The organism is bacterium (assembly GCA_026416715.1).
Lineage (GTDB): Bacteria > UBP4 > UBA4092 > JAOAEQ01 > JAOAEQ01 > JAOAEQ01.
Genome location: JAOAEQ010000022.1, coordinates 38193 through 59022 on the forward strand (window position 1 = coordinate 38193; position 20830 = coordinate 59022).

At 36.2% G+C, this 20830-nt stretch carries 18 protein-coding genes; 15 read left to right on the top strand and 3 right to left on the bottom strand.

Going from position 1 to position 20830, the window contains the following annotated elements:
- The first annotated feature begins 5 nt into the window (after positions 1-5).
- From N3A72_09790 to yqeB, 15 genes are all read left to right on the top strand, one after another.
- Positions 6-1070: a glycosyltransferase family 2 protein gene (locus N3A72_09790; protein ID MCX7919873.1), complete on the top strand. Its 1065-nt coding sequence runs from the start codon at positions 6-8 to the stop codon at positions 1068-1070.
- 48 nt (positions 1071-1118) lie between these two features.
- Positions 1119-2111 (top strand): glycosyltransferase, encoded by a 993-nt coding sequence (locus tag N3A72_09795; GenBank protein MCX7919874.1) that lies wholly within the window; start codon positions 1119-1121, stop codon positions 2109-2111.
- A gap of 142 nt (positions 2112-2253) precedes the next feature.
- Complete coding sequence (locus tag N3A72_09800; protein ID MCX7919875.1) at positions 2254-3624, top strand: glycosyltransferase; 1371 nt, start codon at positions 2254-2256, stop codon at positions 3622-3624.
- 84 nt (positions 3625-3708) lie between these two features.
- Positions 3709-5031: a glycosyltransferase gene (locus tag N3A72_09805; protein ID MCX7919876.1), complete on the top strand. Its 1323-nt coding sequence runs from the start codon at positions 3709-3711 to the stop codon at positions 5029-5031.
- A 310-nt stretch (positions 5032-5341) separates the two neighbouring features.
- Complete coding sequence (gene rfbB / locus N3A72_09810; GenBank protein ID MCX7919877.1) at positions 5342-6397, top strand: dTDP-glucose 4,6-dehydratase; 1056 nt, start codon at positions 5342-5344, stop codon at positions 6395-6397.
- A 36-nt stretch (positions 6398-6433) separates the two neighbouring features.
- Positions 6434-6889: a dTDP-4-dehydrorhamnose 3,5-epimerase family protein gene (locus N3A72_09815; GenBank protein MCX7919878.1), complete on the top strand. Its 456-nt coding sequence runs from the start codon at positions 6434-6436 to the stop codon at positions 6887-6889.
- 78 nt (positions 6890-6967) lie between these two features.
- Positions 6968-7831, top strand: a complete 864-nt coding sequence (gene rfbD / locus N3A72_09820) for a dTDP-4-dehydrorhamnose reductase (GenBank protein MCX7919879.1) — start codon at positions 6968-6970, stop codon at positions 7829-7831.
- A gap of 143 nt (positions 7832-7974) precedes the next feature.
- The gene (locus N3A72_09825; protein ID MCX7919880.1) at positions 7975-8754 is read left to right on the top strand and encodes a sugar phosphate nucleotidyltransferase; all 780 of its coding nucleotides are present in this window, start codon (positions 7975-7977) and stop codon (positions 8752-8754) included.
- 16 nt (positions 8755-8770) lie between these two features.
- The gene (locus tag N3A72_09830) at positions 8771-9988 is read left to right on the top strand and encodes a glycosyltransferase (protein MCX7919881.1); all 1218 of its coding nucleotides are present in this window, start codon (positions 8771-8773) and stop codon (positions 9986-9988) included.
- Positions 9989-10131: 143 nt separating this feature from the next.
- Positions 10132-10866, top strand: coding sequence for a class I SAM-dependent methyltransferase (locus N3A72_09835; protein MCX7919882.1), 735 nt, complete (start codon positions 10132-10134; stop codon positions 10864-10866).
- Entirely contained in the window at positions 10847-11743 is an 897-nt protein-coding gene (locus N3A72_09840) for a class I SAM-dependent methyltransferase (protein MCX7919883.1), read from the top strand. The genes N3A72_09835 and N3A72_09840 overlap by 20 nt, the downstream gene beginning before the upstream one ends.
- Positions 11744-11745: 2 nt before the next feature.
- Positions 11746-14259 (top strand): YfhO family protein, encoded by a 2514-nt coding sequence (locus N3A72_09845; protein ID MCX7919884.1) that lies wholly within the window; start codon positions 11746-11748, stop codon positions 14257-14259.
- 29 nt (positions 14260-14288) lie between these two features.
- Positions 14289-14990, top strand: a complete 702-nt coding sequence (locus N3A72_09850; GenBank protein MCX7919885.1) for a polyprenol monophosphomannose synthase — start codon at positions 14289-14291, stop codon at positions 14988-14990.
- A 54-nt stretch (positions 14991-15044) separates the two neighbouring features.
- Positions 15045-15740 carry a nucleotidyltransferase family protein gene (locus N3A72_09855; GenBank protein MCX7919886.1) on the top strand — a complete coding sequence of 232 codons (696 nt, stop codon included), beginning with the start codon at positions 15045-15047 and terminating at the stop codon, positions 15738-15740.
- 17 nt (positions 15741-15757) lie between these two features.
- Positions 15758-16633, top strand: coding sequence for a selenium-dependent molybdenum cofactor biosynthesis protein YqeB (gene yqeB / locus N3A72_09860; protein MCX7919887.1), 876 nt, complete (start codon positions 15758-15760; stop codon positions 16631-16633).
- Between the two features lie 104 nt (positions 16634-16737).
- On the opposite strand, the gene N3A72_09865 is transcribed toward yqeB, so the two are convergent.
- The 3 genes from N3A72_09865 to N3A72_09875 form a co-directional block, all read right to left on the bottom strand.
- A complete protein-coding gene (locus tag N3A72_09865) occupies positions 16738-18474 on the bottom strand; it encodes a DEAD/DEAH box helicase (protein MCX7919888.1) in 1737 nt (578 codons plus the stop codon).
- A gap of 78 nt (positions 18475-18552) precedes the next feature.
- Positions 18553-19671 (bottom strand): alanine racemase, encoded by a 1119-nt coding sequence (alr, locus tag N3A72_09870; GenBank protein ID MCX7919889.1) that lies wholly within the window; start codon positions 19669-19671, stop codon positions 18553-18555.
- A gap of 68 nt (positions 19672-19739) precedes the next feature.
- Positions 19740-20830, bottom strand: a 1091-nt coding sequence (locus N3A72_09875; protein MCX7919890.1) for a S1 RNA-binding domain-containing protein, incomplete at its 5' end; no start/stop codon positions are given.

Here is a 20830-nt window from a genome sequence, read left to right on the forward strand (position 1 = left end):
TTTAAATGGTAAATACCCCATCATTGGTTTCGATAATTATTGTAAGTTATAATGCGAAAGAATATCTCATTTCCTGTATTGAAGCATGTCTCCAAAGTAAGTATCAGCCGATAGAAATTATCGTGGTTGATAACGGGTCATCTGATGGAACGATTGCTATCATTCATGGAAAATATGCGAATAATCCACATATCATATTGATTCCGCTTGAAAAGAATTATGGACCAGCTTATGCGCGTAATCGTGGAATTGAATATGCTAAAGGGAAATATTTTGCATTTCTCGATAATGATACTAAACCGGATGTGAACTGGTTGATTCCACTAATTGAAGTAATGGAACAAGATAAAAGTATTGCTGCTTGCCAGTGTAAGTTGCTTCTCATGCAAGAGCCAAATCGAATCGATTATGTCGGTGATTATCTCAGTCAATATGGTTTTTTAGTGCAAGAAGTGCAGGGTGGGGAACTGGATGTTGGACAAGCGGAAAATATGAAAGAAATATTAAGTGCGAAATCAGCAGCTATGGTAGCGCGTGCTGATGTTGTTCGTGAAATTGGAGGTTTTGACGAAGATTATTTTATTTATGTTGAAGAAACAGATTTAGGATGGCGAATGTGGCTGAAAGGATATCGCGTTGTATATATACCAAGTTCGATAGTCTACCATGCCTTTGGCACTACTTCGAAATTCTATCCCGATTTTGCAAATTATAACGTTCGTTTTCACGGTTGTAAAAATTATATTTTGACGCTATATAAGAATTTTGGAAGATGGTATATATGGCGAGTACTACCGTTGCATATCGGGTTATGGCTTGCAATAGCGTGCTGGTTGATGGTTAAGGGACAAGGTCGCGATAGCTATCTTATTTTGAAGGGAATTTGGTGGAATATAATGCACCTACCGAGTTCACGCAAAAAACGAAAGCTAATCCAGAAAAGCCGGAAGGTAACTGATACTGAGCTTATACCACATATACTGCGAAAACGACCGTTGAAATATTTTTATCAGAAACTAGCTACTCCGCATAAAGTCGGTCATGCGGATAGCTGGTACAGACCAAAATAATTAATGTTTTAGGAGTAAATGTAAAATAGGAACAAATTTTATCTTAGCATGTTAATTTCGGTATTAATTCCAACCTATAACCGTTGTGAGAGTTTAAAACAATGTTTTGATTCGCTCGTTGCGCAAATGTATAAAGATTTTGAAGTAGTGATTGTTGATGGCGGTTCAAAAGATGGTACGTTAGAACTAATAGAACAATATCGACATACATTAAATATACAATTAACCACATCCAAACTTGGTTTAGTCCCGACGATGAATATTGCTTGGCGGACTGCAAAAGGCGAGATTGTAGTTCGAACTGATGATGATGTTGTAGTTTCTCCGCAATGGCTAGCGGAAATTGTTCGGACATTTCAGATATCTGAAAAAATCGGTGGGGTAACGGGACCGACACTCATTCCGCAGGAACGACTTGAGTATCGTGATTTATTATATTTCAATCAGCGGTTTCGGGAAGGGAAAAATCCGATATGGAAGCTTATCGGAAAGTTTTATTATGATTATATACTTGAAAAACAGCCGTATGCCGTGGGTAAAGTTTTTCGGAGTGGAGCATTTTCTATTGGCCCGAATTATCCAGAATGTACCACAATTCCAGATATTATTGAAGTAGATTATTTAGAAGCATGTAATATGTCGTTGAAACGAAAATTGTTAGCGCAAATCGGTGGGTTTGATGAAGGTTATAAGGAAGTTGCAGAATGGCATGAGCCAGATGCGTGTTATAAAATCAAAAAGTTAGGTTATAGAATGATGTTTAATCCGAAGGCTGTGGTAAAACATTATCCGAGTCAAAGCGGAATTTATCAAGCTAGGGCGAATGCATTCTGGCGGTTACATAATTTTATCCGATTTTATTTGCGGCATATTCATGTTGATAGCTGGAGTAAACTCCATCGGTTCTCGGCGTATCTCTTATTTATGAACAGTTATTTTATCTATAAATTCTTGATAACTCGACAATTCAATCAACTAGGTGCAATTCCAGGGACAATATATGGTTTAATTAAATACTCTTTAAGAGCAGCTGATGAATGACAGATTAAGAATGGAAAACCTAATGAACCTAAAACCTCATAATCGGTGACAATATGTTTTTTTGCTTTTCAGTCCTTCGGTTTGATGCCTGTATTTAATAATAATTTGTGTAATCTATTAATTTTAATCGGTGTAATCATATATGAAATTATCAGTTGTTATACCGGTTTATAATGAAATCAATACCATAGAAGAGATACTCCATCGTGTTCAACAGGTTCCGATAGAAAAAGAAATTATTGTTGTTGATGACGGGTCCACCGATGGAACGCGCGATATTTTAAAACGAATTAAAGCTGACAATATAAAAGTTATTTTCCATGAACGAAATTTGGGGAAAGGTGCCGCATTACAGACCGGGTTTAGTCAGGTTACCGGTGATATTGTCATTATTCAAGATGCGGATTTAGAATATTATCCAGATGAATATCCGCAACTCATCGAGTTAATTGAGCAGGGAAAGGCAGATGTTGTCTATGGTTCGCGGTTTCTCGGTCGACATCGAGTTTTTTTATTTTCGCATTATTTAGGGAATCTGATTTTGAATTTTTTAACGAATTTTCTTTATAACACCAATCTGACTGATATGGAAACGTGTTATAAAGCGTTTCGACGAGAAGTAATCCAGGGTGCGAAATTTAAATCTAAAAGTTTCGGATTCGAACCAGAATTTACCGCATATATTTTCCGTAAACGTTATCGAGTATATGAAGTTCCGATATCATACGACGGTCGGGGATATGATGAAGGGAAAAAGATAACTTGGAAAGATGGATTTATTGCGTTATACTGGCTTATTCGTGGTAGAATGAGTCGGCTCCATCGCGAACAAGCGGAATTATACAAACTAACTAGGTTAAAGAATTATACGAAATCGGTCTATTCTCATATTGAAAAATATCTAGGACAACGTATATTAGAACTTGGAGCCGGATTGGGAAATTATACCCGATTAATGCTGGGCAAAGAACGAGTGGTTGCATCAGATATTTCATCGACATTTCTTGTAGAATTAAAACGAAGAATTGTTGAAAATGACCGGGTTAAAATTATTCAGTATAATGTGATTGATTCACCATCCGAGGAGTTGAAAAAGGAACGATTTGATACCATTTTGTGCCTGAATGTTCTTGAACATATCCAAGATGATATAACTGCATTAAAAAATATTGCAGAATTAATGGATGATAATAGTAGGTTAATAATCCAAGTTCCGGCGTTATCGTGGCTTTTGGGTAGGCTTGATATTGAATTAAACCATTACCGCCGATATCAGAAAGAAGAATTGGTTCTGAAACTTAATCAGAGCGGATTCACAGTTGAACATATCCAGTATTATAATGTATTCGGTGTTTTTGCATGGTGGTTGAACAGCGTTGTTTTGAGAAGGAAAAGTCTTCCCGGGATACAATTGCGTATATTTAATTTTATGCTTCCATTATTTGATTGGATAGAAGCCCAAATACAATTACCGTTAGGTGCGTCATTAATCGCAATCGCTAAAAAGAAATAATGGTATAAATTTAATTGTCAAATGCAGGATTCAAAATCAGACTTATAGTTTTTTTCGTTTTATTGTTCTTCCGTTTTAGTTATTATGCTCCTATCTATAATCATTCCTATCTTAAATGAAAAAGTTAATCTTATCCAACTTATTCCTAAACTGCATGAACTTTTACAACAGCTTGTTTTGCCGGTTGATTATGAGATTATTCTGGTTGATGGTGGGTCAACTGATGGAACGGTTGATCTAGTTGAACAATGGCAGGTCAAATATATTCGCCAGAATACCCCAGGTTATGGCGGCGCGCTCCGTGATGGATTTAAAGAGGCTAGCGGTAAATGGATCATAACCATGGATGCTGATTTATCACATGCCCCGGAATTCATTCGAAGTTTATGGCAGAGCAGAAATCAAGCGGAAATTGTCATTGCTTCGCGGTATATCACTGGCGGAAAAGCAACGATGCCATGGATTCGCCTTATCTTAAGTCGGATTTTAAATTATTTTTTTTCGTATGGATTATCTTTGCGCATCAAAGATATGTCTAGCGGATTCAGATTATATCGTTCAGAATCGCTTAAGAAAATAACCGGGCACCTTATATCCCGAGATTTTGATGTCCTAGAAGAAATATTAATACGCGCTTATGCAGAAGGATATCGCATCCTAGAGATTCCGTTTCATTATTATCCTCGGTTACAAGGGAAAACCCATGCAAAGTTAGTACGATTTGGGATAGCATTTTTACGAACCTTTTATCGAATGTGGAAATTACGAAATTCAATTCAATCTGCAGATTATGATGCACGCGCTTATAATAGTATTATTCCATTGCAGCGATATTGGCAACGAAAACGGGTGGCTATTATAACTAAATTTATTGCGAATTTCGAATTGCAGATTTCAAATATTCACCCAAACCGTAAGTTACGTATTCTCGATATTGGTTGTGGGTCGAGTTATCTAGTTCAAAAAGTTCCATACCTAATTGGTGCGGATATCCAATTCAATAAACTCCGCTATTTGCGATATCAACTGGACACATTTGGGTTATTATCGTTGGTTAATACGACAATACTTTCTTTGCCATTTAAAACGAATTCTATAGATATCATCGTATGTTCCCAGGTTATTGAACATCTGCAGAATAATACGACTTGGTTCAATGAAATCAATCGAGTTTTAGTTCCGAATGGTGTCCTCATCCTGGGAACCCCGGATTATCATAAGCTTGCCTGGCTAATCATTGAATATTTTTATAAACTTTTTGTTCCGAGTGGATATGCGGATGAACATATAACTCATTATACTTTATTGAATTTAAAAGAATTATTAAACAGAAACAGATATCAAATACTTGATACTAGATATATTTGTCGTGCAGAATTAATTTTAGCAGCGAAAAAACTTGGATAAAACCAGATTTGCATTACAATAGGAATAGGGGGTTGTATTTAAAATATTTCAAAATTTTTCTACTCGACTTATGTTGGGATTATAAAAGCTTCAGCTTTCAGATGTTTTAACCCCAAATTAAAGAGCTTATCCGTTCCATGAGAGGATGAAATTAAATTCTGTAGTAGTATTAGTTGAATTTAAAATATACTTAAAAGCTGAACAATAACTGTTTATGCGACGATTATTTTATGTTATAATTTCAATTGTAAGGGTAGCCATAAGTCTATAAAACTAACTTAATTGAATTTAGCTTACCGGAAACAATATTATGAAAAAACTTTTAGTGACAGGTGGAGCTGGGTTTATTGGAAGTAATTTTGTTCGATATATTCTGTCCGATTTTCCAGAGTATAGTGTTATAGTTCTTGATAAATTAACGTATGCGGGAAACCTAGAAAATCTGGCTGGATTAGCGGAACAATTTGGTACTCGATATCATTTTGTTTATGGAGATATCTGTGATTCGCAACTAGTTAATCAACTCACCGCAGGATGTTATGGAATCGTTAATTTTGCTGCAGAAACCCATGTTGACCGGTCAATCATTAATGCTGGTAGTTTTGTACAAACCGATGTCTATGGAACTTATGTTCTCTTAGAATCTGCACGAATGAATAACATTGAGTTATTCCTGCAAATTTCAACTGATGAAGTATATGGAGAAGCGCCTGGCCGTCCTTCTCGGGAAGATGATGCGTTGATGCCGAAAAGTCCGTACGCTGCAAGTAAATGTGGCGCGGATCGACTGGCATATTCTTACTATACGACATATAATATGCCGGTGATTATTACTCGATGTACAAATAATTTTGGTCCATATCAGCATCCGGAGAAGCTTATCCCGTTATTTATCTCGAATTTACTTGAAAACAAACCGGTTCCGGTTTATGGTTCAGGGAAAAACACTCGAGATTGGATTTATGTTGAAGACCATTGTCGAGCGTTGGCGTTATTTTTAGATAAAGGAAAACAATATGCAGGAGAGGTATTTAATATCGGTAGTGGAACCGAAAAAAGCGTATTAGATATTACTGAAACGCTTATCCGAATTCTTAATAAATCATGTGAATTGATTCAGTTTGTGGTAGATCGTCCTGGTCATGTTCAACGTCATGCGGTTGATACAACTAAACTCCGAACTAAATTCGGTTGGCAGCCGGAAACAGATTTTACTACTGGATTAGAGAAAACCATCAATTGGTATGTTACACATCAGATGTGGTGGCGAAAAATAAAAGAAAAAAATGAAGAGTACCGAAAATTTTATGAACAAAACTACATCCAACGAGATATAACATTTGAGCGAGCAAACAGAAAAACATAACAATGAATTATGATATTTCTAAATCTTTAGATAAATATGATAAAAGATGTTAAAACTAAACAATTGCGTGTTATTCCTGATGAACGCGGCCGGTTAATGGAAGTGTTACGGAATGATGATGAACTTTATATTAAATTCGGTCAGATATATATGACCACGACTTATCCTGGCGTGGTTAAAGGATGGCATCTTCATCGTGTTCAAGTTGATAATATTGTTGCAATTAAAGGCATGATAAAATTAGTAATTTATGATGCACGAGAGGATTCTCCTACCCATGGTGAAATAAACGAATTTTTTATTGGGGAGTATAATCCAATGTTAGTACAGATTCCCAATGGAGTATATCACGGCTGGAAATGTATCAGTGAGTCAGAAGCGATAATAATAAATTGTCCTACCGAAGTATATCATTACACTCATCCTGACCAAGTTAATCTTCCACCGCATGGATCTGTTATCCCCTATGATTGGTCAATTCAAGAAAAATGAGTGAATGGAAATCTAGGAATTTAAATTTCCTAATTGATATATATTGAGTTTTATAATAAGGTGCCGGAGTGAACTGAGATGATGCGAATTCTGATAACCGGGGCAAAAGGAATGTTAGGAACAGATATATATAAGGTTTTAAGGCCCCATCATCAAGTTACTGGCATAGATATTCAGGAAGTTGATATAACACAACCCCACCAGATTTATAATTATTTAAAACCATACCGGTTTGATTTAATTATTCATACAGCTGCTAGCACTGATGTCGATGGTTGTGAGGAAAACCCGGGAAAAGCGTTTACTATCAATGGTATAGGAACTCGAAATATGGGTGAATATGCAAAACAAATTAACGCAAGATTTCTATATATTAGCACTGATTATATATTTGATGGAATGAAAGGTGAACCTTATAGAGAAGATGATGTACCTAATCCAATTAATATTTATGGAAAGACAAAACTTGAGGGTGAGAAATACATTCAGCAATTAGACATACCATATTATATTGTTCGAACATCGTGGTTATTTGGACAGAACGGAAAGAATTTTGTTAATACAATTCTAGAAAAAGCGAAACGGTATAAGAGCATCGAAGTAGTTAATGACCAGTTCGGTTCACCGACATATACCTTAGATTTAGCTATTGCAATTGCAATGCTCATTAAGACCGAAAAATACGGTATATATCATATCAGTAATAGCGGAATTTGTTCTTGGTATGAGTTTGCCTGTGAAATATTGAAAATAAAAGGATTAAGTAATAAAGTTAAAGTTCAACCGATAGGTTCTGGCGAGCTTACTCGACTCGCGAAGCGACCACAATATTCAAAGTTAGATTCCTCAAAATATGAACGAATTACCGGGCATACGCTGCGTTCATGGCAAGAAGCATTAAAGGAATATTTAGAGAATATTAATTTTGCTATTGAAGACTGAAAATTTTAATTACGAAAAGTATATTATAGTTGTAAGCAAAATTGAAGTATAGGCAATTCAAGTGAAGTGAATGATGTCATGTAGAGAAGCAACTTAATAAGTAAACATTTTATATTTATATCCAATTTTCTGGAGAAGAAAATATGAAAGGAATAATTTTAGCTGGTGGGTTAGGGACTCGATTGTTTCCGTTGACAAAAATAACGAATAAACACCTATTGCCAGTTTGGGATAAACCGATGATATATTATCCGTTACAAACTTTGGTATCTGCAGGAATCAAAGATATCCTGATTGTTACTGGAGGGAATAACGCTGGTGATTTCCTCCGTCTTTTAGGTAATGGAAAAGAATTTGGATTAAAGCATCTAAATTATACTTATCAGGAAAAGGAAGGTGGTATTGCAGAAGCACTCAGTTTAGCGGAACATTTTGCCGGTGAAGAACAAGTGGTAGTTATTCTCGGGGACAATATTATCGAAGATAATATTAGCGGAGCGGTGGAACGATTTAAAAAACAACAGTATGGTGCGCGAATTTTCCTTAAACAAGTACCTGACCCAGAACGATTTGGAGTCGTAGAATTTAAAAGTAATAGAGTGGTTCGTATCATTGAAAAACCGAAAAAACCTAAATCGAATTATATTGTGGTTGGGATATATATGTATGATGCGGAAGTATTCAAAATTATTAAAACATTGAAACCATCAGAACGAGGTGAATTAGAAATAACCGATGTCAATAATGCGTATATTCAACGCGGACTTATGGAATATGAGATTCTTCAAGGACATTGGACTGATGCAGGAACGTTTTATTCGTTATTGCGTGCCAATTTGTTATCCATGGATAAGAAAGAGCGAATGAAATTATTAAAAGAATTACAGATTACAGATAAATCTTATAAAACCACTGGGAAATGAGTTATGACAAAATTATATGACAATATTATATGTAGTTCCATTTGCCAATATTCGAGTAAAACAATTTGCTGAATATATAGAACGATTAGGGAATCGAGTTATAGTTGTTGATGTATCACATTGTTGGGTAGCAGAAAATTCAATAGCGGAAGGGAAATATTTTGCTGGGAAAAACAATCAACAACAAATCCGATATATTGAACCACCGTTTCAGTTTACCAATTTGGCTTTAAAGGTATTGTGTTCAATTCCACGAATCATTTTTTATCTGTATCGAATAATTCAACATGATAATATTGATGTAGTTATTGCATATAATCCAGCTATATATACCGCATTACCGGTTTGGTTAGCATGTTTACTAAAGAAAATTCCTTGGTATATTTATTATGTTGAACTTGTTGGGTATGCTCCGACTGGGATGCGGTTCCGTAAATGGTTTGAAAAATTCATCGTTCGCCGTGCAAACTATGTTATTTCGTTAACTGAATGTTGGAAATCATATATTTCGCAAAATTGGAACATAGCACCAGAACGGATTTTTGTTTTACGATTAGCCATCGATATCAAAGCATTTGATCGGGAAATTATTAATATTGAAAAATATCAGCAGTTATATGGTATCACATCCGAAAATAAGGTGTTAGTGAATGCAGGGACAACATATCCGGTTAAAACCAAGCAAGGTATCTATGATTTACAAGATGTAGCGACACTTATTCGGGGTCTACCAATCATACACCGGAAATATCCTCAAACGAAACTTATTCTACTGGGAATTGGTCATGACCAATCAATTATTGGTTTAGTGAAAGAGCTCAATCTTGAGAAACAGGTAGTCATTGTTGGACGATTTATGTTTTGGGAAGAACAGCATTTATCAACATTAGCTATGGCGGATATTCTCTGTTTACCATCAAGCGATGCGGAAGCTATGCGATATTTTAGTAAGTATAAAGCATTAGATTATATGGCTGCAAAACGTCCTATTGTAGCATCTGGAACACTATCGTTGCAGGAAACCTTAAAGGATAGCGCAATATATTATATTCCGCATCGGCCGGATTCGTTTGCGGAAAAAGTGATATATTGTTTTGAGCATCCAGAAGAAACGCAAATACAGGTTGAAAAAGCATATCAAATACTTTTAACCGAACATCTTTGGGAAATAGAAAGTAAACGATTAATAGCGTTTCTTCAGCAACATATTCAGCAAAATCACCAAATCGAATAGGTAGATTATTATTTGATACATTTTCCAATCTATCATTTATATTTGTTTGATGGTCTATGAATAGCTTTTGTTTTTTATCATTAAATATGTCAAATTTATCGTTATACATTCGATAAATCTATTTAAGCCACTGTGTCCAAATTATGAATCGAACAGATAAATCTTATGTCCCACAATTATGGTATGGAAATATGTATCAAGAGGACATTTATGCAGATTTACGAATCCAGAAATATGCTAAAATGGTTATTCCTTATTTAAAAAAAGGAGCCGAAATATTAGATATCGGTTGTTATACAGCACGGTTATACGATTTTTTGCCGAAAAGTAACCAAATTGAATATTGGGGAGTAGATTTTGATGAACAAGCGTTATCCATTGCAAAACAAAAAGGAATACATGTTCAATTCGTTCGATTTGATACCGATCCCATTCCACTACAAAAACAATTTGATATCATTGTTGCCGGAGAAGTGTTAGAACATTTAATTAATCCAGCTAATTTAATGGAGCAAATGCAACGTCTATTAAAATCGGATGGCATAGTCCTTATTTCGTTACCTAATGAATGCACCCTCTATCATCGAATCATGTGTCTAATAGGCTCTGGGGTAGATTCGCAAGCGTTTCAATTATATAAACATCTTCATCTGCCGACGATTAAACAAAGTGAACAGTTTATCAGTAAATATTTTAACATTATTAAAAAAGCATATTTTGTTAATCCAGGTGGTAAGGGGTCAAAATGGGAAATGGTCGGAAAAATCAGTTCGATGCTCCCCATAGGTTTTTGGCAAAAACTGGGTGATTGGTTTCCGACGCTATTTGCTCGTGGGACAATTTTCCTTTGTGTTACACGTGAAAGCTCAAAACAATAAAGATTTTGATTATGAATCAAATATTATGGGAGTGGGTACAATTGATTTCCTTTCTATTTATAGCCCACATAGATTTAATTTTGAAGAATTTTGTTCAGCCGTAAAATATCGAAGAGGGAAATTAATTGAAATAGGATGCGGAGCGGGAGTATTTTTATACAATATAGCAAAATATATTCCCGATTTAGAATTATATGGCTGCGATATTAGCAATGCAGCCATCAAGGCAGCAAAGGATACAACTCCAAATACTAATATCCATTATTTTGTTGGCGATGGTTCAAATTTACCAATCAATAATAATTCTTTTGACATAGTTATTCTGATGGATGTTCTTGAACATATTTCCGATGTTAATAAGCTGTTGAATGAATGTAACCGTATTTTAAAAATTCAGGGAATGTTACATGCCAATATTCCCTGTGAAAAGAATAGGTTTACGATATGGTGGTTCATGGAAAAAATAGGTTTGGGAAAAAATCTGACACGAAAACATTTAGGGCATATCCAGAAATTAACTATAGATGAAGTTATCCAACTTATCAATTGTGCTGGATTTGAAGTACAATCGATTTCATATTCAAGACATTTATTTGGACAACTTGTTGCGTTATTCGGTTTCTTTCTCCCCAAAGAAATACTAACCAGACTATTTGGAAAAACTACTACTTTAGCTTTATCAGATTATGCAATAAACACAACGAAAGTTCAAAATCAATCATGGATATTAAAAGGTTTACTTTTATTTCGAGAAATATGGTTTTTTATTTTTAAACTATTTGCAGCAATTTCATACTTTGAATCGGTGATATTGAGACGGAAACGTTTTTTGGCTACCGATATGCATATAACATGTATTAAAAAAGGAGATGTGTAGTGATGGATAAGGAAAAATGGGGTAAGAAGAAAATTGCAGATAGGCAGAGTCGTAAACAAGAAATACCTGACCGAGTCAACTCAATACTTCCGTATAAAACTGATTTATGGTTGCTATTAATAATGCTTATCATTGTTATAGTTTTATTTCACGGGATATTTTCATTTGACCAAACAATTGTTAGTAGTGATTTTGGCGTTTGGTCAGCGAAATATTTTGCTAATCAAATCCGACAGTTTACTTGGCAGAAATGGTTACCCTATAATCACGCTGGCGGTGATTTTAGTGGACAGCCAATCTATCCGACGCATTTATTATTATTTTTTATGCCCCCTTCATTTTGGCTTGGTTTCAACTATGCACTCCATGTGTTTTTATTGGGTGTATTTATGTATTGCTGGATGCGATATCTGAAATTAAGTCGAACCGCGAGTTTCTTCGCAGCAATTAGTATGATGTTAACTAACCATGTCGTAACGCTTGTTTACCCCGGGCATATGGGAAAATTCGATACGTTCGCTTGGACTCCATTGACATTTCTTTTTCTTACCAAAGGAGTAAAAGAGAAGAAAATTCAATCGTTTATACTAGCAGGTTGTTTTTTCGGATTGCAGTTTCTTGGTGTTGAAGTTCAGGTAGCATTTTATTTAGGAATATGTCTATTCATTTATCTAATCTATCTGTTAGTTAGCGAATTTAAACAAAGTAAACAAATTAAACCTTTACTGAAATCAGGTGCTGGGTTCGTGATTATGGCTGTAGTAACCGCTATATTCGCTGCGCAGGTTATTTTCCATTTTTTTGGATTTCTACAGTCTGCCGATGTTGCGTGGAAGAAAAAAAATCAGGAAAATCAAGCTGCTGTAACCGCAACGGTTGAACCTAAATCGGAAGATGAAACGCAGAGCGGATATGAGTTCAATATTTCCTGGTCGTTTCCACCTGAAGAGACCTTAACTTTTATTATGCGGCGACCATTTGGGGATTATAGCGGCGCTGGCGGAGATAAAGAATATTGGGGTCGGTTAGGTAGTAAACAGATGACCTTGAAACTTACTGACGATTATCTTGGAATAATCCCGGTAATTTTTGCGTTTCTAGCACTATGGTTCGTCCGGAAACAAGGTATATGGTTTTGGGTTATCCTCGGGCTAATAGCGTTGATTTTTTCATTTGGTGGTTTTACGCCTATTTATAAATATGTTCTACTAATTCCCGGAATGAATAAATTTCGTGATCCGAACAAGTGGATTTTCATTGTAACGTTCTGTTTTGCTACTGTGACCGGATATGGAATGCATTGGTATGCGAATTATATCAGTCAACCCAAAGCGAAAAATCAGTTACCGGATAAAAAAGTTAGCTATTTTACCACAACGATTATTATTCTGTGTATTGTGTGCGTGCTAGTCATGCTTATAGGAATTTTCTTTAAGGAAGCAATTGTGTCAAACATTACCGCAAAACTTGCAGCACACGGTTCATCGCTCGATTATGCTACCGTATTAACTCGAGCAGAAAATGTAATTTCAAGTTGGACTAGAATGACTGTTTTGTTAATTATTGGGGTAGGTTTAGTTATCGCTGGGTTTCAGTTTCAATTGAAAGATAAAAAAGAATATCCACGATATTTATTGATAGCGATTATTACCATTACTGCATGCGATTTAGGATTCAGCGCATCTCGGTTCATTCAATACATTGATACGGAACAACAATATCAGCTCGACCCGATTACTGCTTTTTTGAAAAGTGATAACTCATATTATCGGGTTAAACTATATTCTCGGCATCCGTTCCTAGAGAATCTCTCCAATTTCAAATTTAAATATTATGAAATTCCAGCGTGGGATATTGCAGCTTCACGACTACCGACATTGTATAATAATTTCTTACTGCACATTGCCGATAAAAATTTCGGAACATTTTTAGATGTTGGGAATGTCAAATATATGCTCGGTGCACAACCATTATCTCATCCAGCATTTCGCCAGGTATATACGGTCGGGAATTTCTACGTATATGAGTATCTAGGATTTGTCCCACGGGTATTTACCATCAGCAGCTATGAATTGATTCCGGATGAAAATAAAGTGATCGAACGAATGCAAAGTCCGACGTTTAATGTCCGTAATGGGGTTATTCTAGAATCTGACCCCGGATTTAGTTCTTCAACGATATCGGATTATAATCCAAATGGTGCGCAAATTGTTGAGTATACTCCTAATCGAGTCACGGTGAAGTGTGAGGTAAAAACACCAAGTTTATTAGTGTTCCATGATTATTATACACCGGATTGGAAAGCATATCTAAACGGAAAACCAGTGAAAATATTAAAAACTAATTATCTAATGAGGTCAGTAGCTGTTCCTGCCGGAAGTAACACGGTAGTTTTCAAATATGAACCTAATATGATAGGATTATATATCAGTGGATTATGCTTGATACTCTTTGCAGGATATTTGGGATATCTTGGTTGGAACTGGTGGCAATACCAAAAGGTAAAATCTATTTAATCGTTTTTTAAATCTTTGCAATCATTTTTATGAAAATAATCATCGTTATTCCGACCTATAATGAAAAAGATAACTTAACTAATATCATTCCAGAGATTTTGAAAATCGACCCCCAGTATGAAGTTTTGGTGGTAGATGACAATTCTCCTGATGGTACTGGTGAAGTTGCGGAGCGATTTGCAGCTGAATATCCGAATCGAGTTCATGTCATCCATCGCGCTGGAAAATTAGGACTCGGTTCCGCGTATCGAGAAGGATTTAAATTCGCCTTGCAGCATGGTGCAGATTATATTTTTGAAATGGATGCTGATTTTTCGCATGACCCTAAATATCTACCGGAGTTTATCCGAATGATGGATACATATGATGTCGTCATAGGTTCGCGATACAAATCTGGTATCAGTGTTGTAAACTGGCCATTACGACGATTAATTTTAAGTTGGATGGCAACCAAATACGTTCGATTTGTTACCGGATTAAAATTAACCGATTGTACAACCGGATATAAATGTTTCTCCCGAAAAGCGCTCGAAGCCCTACCATTGGAGCAGATTATATCAAATGGATATTCGTTTCAAATAGAAGTTAATTACCGGCTATACAAACTCGGTTTTAAAATAGGCGAGTTGCCAATTGTTTTTGTTGACCGACATTCTGGAACTTCGAAAATGTCCGGTCATATTATTCGTGAAGCGTTGTATGTTGTCTGGAAACTTCGATGCGGAATATGATTTTGATTAAGAATTGAGAAGTTCAACAGTTGGAATCAGAAAAATCTTACCGCTATGAATGTATGCGCATTGCTTCTTGCAGCAGGTGAATCTAAGCGGTTTGGAAGCAATAAACTCCTGCTTCCACTACATACACGGGCAAAGCAGCATAGCAAAGAAAAATTATGCTCCAATCAAACCCTAACTATTATTAACCATATTCTCCACAGCATTATCCAATCCGGACTGACAAAAGTAATAACAGTGCTAGGTTATCAAGCTAGCCAGCTTAAACAACAGATTTTATCTGAAAAATATTATTATAAAGAACAGACAATTTACCCAATTTTCGTCATTAATTCTCGGTATCGGTTAGGTATAGCTAGTTCGATTATCAGTGGGATAGGAAAACTACCACAAAATACCCATGCGGTTTTTATCTTTCTCGCAGATAAACCGTTGATTTCTATTAAAACGATACAGAAGATGATTGATCAAACTAATAAAACTAACAAAGGGATTATCATTCCTGTATATCAGGGAATACAAGGGCACCCGGTGGTTTTTAAAAAAAAATATTTTACAGCATTACGTCATCTCGATAAAAATAAAGACTTTGGAGCACGTGAGCTTATAACAGCTCATCTAGATGATGTGGAGTATGTTATGGTCAAAGATATCGGTGTCATTCACGATATTGATACGATATCAGATTATATCCAAGTTAGAAAAAGAAGTCAAAAGTTGGCTGGCAGAAAATCTACCTGCTAACCTTTATATTTTTTCTTATGAACAGGGTAGCAATTGTCATTAAGGGTGGAGGTGATATTGGAACCGGTGTAGCCCATCGGCTATTTCAAGCTGGTTTTCCAGTTATTGTAATTGATTTACCGCAACCGACAGCGGTGCGTCGAACAGTCTCTTTTTGTGAAGCGATATATCAAGGAGAAATAGAAGTTGAACATGTTATCGCTCGTTTGTTTCCATCAAAACACAGATGTGGGGTTTTTGCAAACAAACTAAAAAATAATAGTAGTGTTGAATTATTGACTCTCATTACCTATCTAGAACAACATGAATTTGTTCCGGTGATAATTGACCCGGATGCTTCGGGGAAAATCGTTACACAAATCATTGCTATCCTACGTGAAAAATATACGCGAATAGTTCTGATCGATGCGATTTTAGCGAAAAGAAACCTTGGTACAAAACGTTCTGATGCAAATCTAGTTATCGGATTAGGCCCGGGATTTATTGCCGGAATAGATACCCATTGTGTTATTGAAACTAAGCGGGGTCCTAACCTAGGTAAAATTATCACGACCGGCACCACAGAACCTAATACAGGAATTCCAGCTCCAATCCTTGGAATTACTGAACAGAGAGTTATTCGTGCACCAACTTACGGTATGTTCTCTGCCCAAGCTCAAATTGGCCAACTAGTTCAACAAGGGGATATCCTTGGTAATATCAACGGTGTAAATGTCTACGCACCTATTTCGGGATTATTGCGCGGGTTAATTCATTCCGGACTCATAGTTGACCGTGGGATGAAATTAGGTGATATTGACCCCCGAGGTGAAGCAGTTTCAATATTTCAAATTTCTGATAGAGCTAGAACGATCGGTGATGGAGTTTTGCGAGCAATCAACTTAAATCTGTAACTCACATTCCGCCTAAGTTTGATAGTAGTTCATTTTCCGACTTTTTATCGCATTAATACGAGATTGATTTATTATGGGTACTCTTCGTGGAAGGATAAAGGGTTTTATCTGGAATGAGAAATTAAACCTTTCTTTTGCTTAATCAAACCTGATTTATTAGTGAATACGTTCATAATATTCTTCTCGTTTTCGACGGTAATACTAAATTTAGGTTCGGTGAGGTATATTTTCCATCGGTTTTTACTATGCTCTTTTAAATACGGTGCAGAATCTAGAAAGTCAATGATAATGGCTTCTTCTTTATCTTCGCAACGCCGCAGAACTCGGCCAACCCTTTGAAGAGCGCGAGTTTCGGACCTCCCCCCACTAGCGAGAATTAACGCATTCAGATTAGGAACATCGAGTCCTTCATCGGCTAACGTAGTCGCAATGACAAGATTAATATTTTTTAACCGTAATTCGTTCCAAATATGGTTACGTTTTTGCATCGGAATCGTACCGTGGACAAACGTTGCTTCTGGAAGTAATCGAAGAAGCAGTTTCCCATGTTCAACCTGTTGAACCAAAATAAGAACGCTTAGCCCTTGGTTAAGCAATAGCCGTGCTTTTTTTGCGATTAATTTATTTCGAAATTTATTGTGAACGATTTCATTCTGATAGATGGTTGAATAGTCAAACGATTTATAGTTGGTATTGTTTGAAGGAACCGGAATAAAATATATTCGAGGCGGGACCAGATACTTTTCGTCAATTAACATAGAAGCATTAATTTTAATAATTTTCTCGCCTAGCGCAGCTTCAATAAGCAAGTCATGTCCATCTGCCCGATATGGAGTAGCACTCAACCCGTAACGGAACTCAGCTCGTTTCGTCTGCATGGCTATAGAATAACAGGTATCAGAGGGAATATGATGACATTCATCGAAAAATACAACCGGGTACGATTCAATCATTTGGATAATTGCGTCACGGTTTGCAGTAATATCGGTTTTATCGTCTTCATCTTCTTCGTCAAATTGATGGTATTCACCACCGAGCGCGCGAATTGAGGTTTGGATTGTTGCAACTGTAATCGGCAGCAAATTGATAATTCCGTCACCCAGTTGACCAATAGGTATGCCGAATTGATGGTGGAAAAAATCCCGAATTTGATACAGTAATTCACGCGTGTGAACGAAAAAGATAGTCGGTCGGTTTAATTCAGCTATGATACCAGCAGCAACCATAGTTTTACCAGAACCGGTTGCCATTTCAATGATTCCGCGTTTAGCAACGAGCGCTTTTTGAATTGCTAGAAGTTGATATTTTCGAATATTCTCTTTTGATTTGAAAGATAAATTTAAACTCGGTGAACTGCTGATTCTTTCGTCGACTATAAGGTAGTTGATTTGATGGGCGTCAAGAATTTTTAATATTTTTTTTAGTAGACCGGTTGGAAATTGGTAGGTTCGTTTATTAAATAAATGCCGTTTTCCATCCCAAACACCCTCTATATATTTCGGATTATATTCCGATCCACTGAGTCGAAACGAGGTTGCTGCTTCGATTTGATTAAACGGAATTGATGCACCAGATAGTGTGGTATATATATGGTTGATTTTTACCCGCAAATTAGTTTGAATCCAATCTTTCCGATAGAGATGAAATATCTGCGGGTCTATCTGCGATGGATGAAGTGAACCAATTCGTATCAGGTCAGGAAGATGAATCAGATGTACTTCCCAACGTTTCTTTTCATGATTCCATCGTCGGTTTTCTAAAGCTCGAATCTGATCAACGATAGCCTGATTAAACTGAAATCGAACCCCTAAATAATCATTATCAATCAACCAAATTTCCATACAATAAGTTGTTAGGTTTACTGCTCAAATTTTTTCAGAGACTTATAACTAAATACCTACAACTGACATTGATAATCACTACATATAAATTCGTTTATTCAACCTACCGACAGAACAAACTATTTCGTAAGATATTGTTGAAGCCCATTCTGCTACTTCATCAATTCGGATACAATTTCGCTTTTGCTTGCCGAATAAGACCACTTCATCACCAACCTGTGCTTGTGGAACAGCAGAAATGTCTGTCATAAATTGATCCATACATATTCTACCAACGATTGGGACTCGTTTACCATGAACCAGCACTTCACCACGGTTGGATAATAACCGCGGATATCCATTACGATAACCAGCACTAATCGTTGCAATTATTGTTGGTTTATTAGTAATATAAGTTTTCCCGTAGCTAATTGTCCGTCCGGCTTTACATCGTTTAATATAAATGATTCGCGATTTTAATGTCATTGCTTCCTGTAATGTTGCCAACCGCTGCATCGAGATGGCGGGATATAACCCATAGATGATTAATCCAGGTCGTACGCCATCAAAATAGTATTTCGGATAGGCTAATACCGTCGCGCTATTTGCCACATGTTGAAAAGGAACGGATATACCGATGGTAGCTAGTTCATTGATTACTGTTTTATATCGTTGTACTTGCAGTGCAGTAAATTCTGGGTCAGTATCAGCGCATGCAAAATGTGTAAACAATCCGGTTAATTTCAAGTTTGTAAGGTTAACTAATCGTTTAATCAATTTCGTTGCTTCTGAATAATAGACACCAATGCGACCAATTCCGGTATCAATTTCGGTATGAAATGGGATAACTCGATTGTGTTTAGCGGCTAATTGATTAAGTTTAACCGCTACATCATAATGACAGATATTAGGAATCAGCTCATAGTTAATCACCGGATCAACCTCAGCAGTTTGACAGCAGCTTAATACGATAATCGGAATGGTAATTCCTGCTTCGCGTAACAAAATAGATTCATCATAAGTTGCAAGACCCAGATAAGGAACGTTTAATTTTTGTGCGATTTGAGCAACCTTAACCGCTCCATGGCCATAAGCGTCAGCTTTAATCACCGCAATAAGTTTTCTTTTTCTTCCAATTTTTGATTGTATCTGCTTAATATTATTAGTTATTGCTATTGTATCTACTTCACACCACGTTCTGTAGAGAACATCTACCATTATTTACACCTGCCATCAAGGACTTGATACATTAAACCATGACATCTTCACAACTAGACCGATGTATATTATTTTATTGTATTGTTTTTCTGCTGATTAATCAATTCACCGAGATTGGTTTTAATTTCCGGCTCTTGTGCGATATAGAGTTCAAAATCTTTTCTTTCCATTTCCTCCAAATAAGCGCGTCGACTGAGTATCGCTTGTTTTTGTGATTTATTCAAGCGGACTAATTTAAATTGAACTTCCTGGCCGACTTTCACTACTTCTTCAGGGGCTTTAATTCGTTTTATATCTAATTGAGATAAACGACATACTCCTTCAACGCCATACTCCAACTCTACGAAAGCACCAAAATTGGTAATGGAAACGATTTTACCTAGAACAATGCTTCCAATTTGATATTTTCGGATAAAACTTAGCCATGGATCAGCAGTGATCTGCTTGATTCCAAGCCCGATTTTCCGCTCTTTTTCGTCTATGCGGAGAATTCGCGCTTCAATAATTTCACCAACTTTAACCATTTCAGATGGATGTTTAATCGGTTTAGTCCAAGAAAAATCAGAGATGTGAATTAATCCTTCAACTCCTTCTGTAATTTTGACAAAAGCACCATAATCGGTTATTGCGGTTACTTCAACTTTAACAATTGTACCTACTGGATACTTTTTGATAGCTTCATCCCAAGGACTGGGGAGTAACTGTTTAATTCCGAGTGCAATTCGTCGATTTGCTACATCAATATTTAAAATTTTAACTTTAATTTCATCGCCGATTTTAACCACTTCTGATGGATGGTTAATACGTGTCGTCCAAGACATTTCTGATATGTGTACCATACCCTCAATGGTTTCATCTAATCTGACAAAAGCACCGTAATCAGTGATTGCAACCACTTTTCCAGTAACAACACTATTGACTGGATATTTTGTTTCAACCGTTGTCCATGGGTCGGGGTATTTCTGTTTGAGACCAAGAGCAACTCGTTCAGATTCCATATCTTTTTTTAGCACGATTACTTCTAACTCTTGTCCGATATGAACCACTTCGTTAGGGGCTTTAATTGGAGCCCAAGACATATCACTTATATGTAATAACCCATCAAGTCCACCGAGGTCAATAAATGCACCATACGGAGTAATCGCTTTAACTTTTCCTT